This window comes from Arthrobacter sp. NPDC057009, assembly GCF_042673905.1.
GTDB lineage: Bacteria > Actinomycetota > Actinomycetes > Actinomycetales > Micrococcaceae > Arthrobacter.
The window spans coordinates 1-1,553 of record NZ_JBHUSB010000056.1 but is presented as its reverse complement, the minus strand read 5'-3'; the positions used below and the strand labels follow the sequence as shown (position 1 = coordinate 1,553).

Here is a 1,553-nt window from a genome sequence, read left to right as displayed (position 1 = left end):
CTAATACGAAAGTAAGGTTCGTCAGGCTGCGGTGGCCGGGGTGATGGTGACGTTGAAGCCTAGGCTGTTGAGTTTTTTGATGGCGTTGTTCTTGGCTTTGGTCGGGTCCAGACGTGTGAAGTGGTCGGCGCCGGGATCGGCATAGCATTCACCGTCGGCGAGCATGTGCCAGGCGGCGGTGATGATGGAGTGTTCGAGGGCGACCGTGGCTTTCATGGGTCCGCGACGGGCAGCGATGCGCCAGTATTTGGCGGCCAGGTAAGTGTCCTTGCTCCGGGAGGCGGAGAGGGCCGCGATGCCCAGGGCGCCCTTGAGGTATTTGTTGCCGGGCAGGATGTGGGCTGACTTGATCCGTCCGGCGGATTCGTTGGCGCCGGGACAGACACCGGTCCAGGACGCGAGCCGGCCGGGTGTTTCGAAGCGGGACATGTCCGCGCCGGTTTCGGCAATGATCACGTCAGCGACTTTGAGTGAGACTCCCGGGATGGTGGCCAGGAACTCCCTGGCGGCACGAAAGGGCTCCATCGCTTCGTCGATCCGTCCGGTGAGCGCGTCGATGATGCGGGACTGGGCATCGATCTGATCCAGATGCAACCGGGCCATGAACGCGTGGTGGCTTTTGAAGCGGCCGGTGAGGGCCTCCACGAGCTCGGGGACTTTTGAGCGGAGGGTGCCTTTGGCGAGGCCGGCGAGGACCTCCGGGTCGCGTTCACCGTTGACGAGAGCCTCGAGCATCGTGCGGGACGAAACACCGGTTAGGTCCGACACCACGGAGGAGAGCTTGATCCCTGAGCCTTCCAGGAACTTCTCCAGGCGCTGGATCTCGCGGGTCCGGTCACGGATGGCAATGGCCCGGGCCCTGGTCAGGTCCCGCAGTTCGCGGATCGGTTCGGGCGGAACGAAGGAGGCCCGAAGCAGCCCATGCGCGCCCAGCTGAGCGAGCCAGGCCGCATCGGAAACATCGGTTTTGCGGCCCGGGATGTTCCTTGCGGCCTTGGCGTTGACCAGCATCACCGGCAGCGTTTCTTCGAGGAGATAGAAGAAGGGTTTCCAGTAATCGCTCGTGGCTTCCATGACTACCGTGGTGACGTGCTCGCGTTCCAGGAAGTCCCGCAGGGCAAGGATCTGGCCTGTGGTTGCGCCCCACGTTGTGACCGTGGAGGTATAGGTTCCGGCCCGCTGCCCGGGCAATCGGAGACACACCTTTGCGTCACGTTTGGAAATATCCATTCCCGCGGCCCGCTCGTGCACGATATCCATGGCCGTTCCTCCTGACACCTCGACCGCGTTATAGGCGTCTGCCGAGGGGAGGACAGGGAAAACAGAGGAATCTAACACTCGTGCTCCAAAGGCAACAATCCACGGTTCCCGTGGAAGCCCTCCGCGCCACGCTAGTCCACAGGCTCAACCTCGGCACCACAGACTTAACGGCGTCCACCGCAGCAGACACCTCCATGATCTGCCCGAAACCTCATCCCCGGCCAGAGCCAGGGGCGAGGCAACCGCATACTTTCTCCCACCACGGCGCGACAGCGACGCTGGACCGCTAGTCC

The 1,553-nt window shown here is 63.1% G+C and carries 1 protein-coding gene and 1 pseudogene; one reads left to right on the top strand and one right to left on the bottom strand.

Going from position 1 to position 1,553, the window contains the following annotated elements; translation table 11 throughout:
- The first annotated feature begins 43 nt into the window (after positions 1-43).
- Complete coding sequence (locus tag ACFTR6_RS22080) at positions 44-145, top strand: hypothetical protein (protein ID WP_377959481.1); 102 nt, start codon at positions 44-46, stop codon at positions 143-145.
- Between the two features lie 14 nt (positions 146-159).
- Here the strand turns inward: ACFTR6_RS22080 and ACFTR6_RS22075 are convergent.
- Positions 160-1,230 (bottom strand): annotated as a pseudogene (locus tag ACFTR6_RS22075) (IS110 family transposase); the annotation flags it as partial.
- Positions 1,231-1,553: the final 323 nt, after the last annotated feature.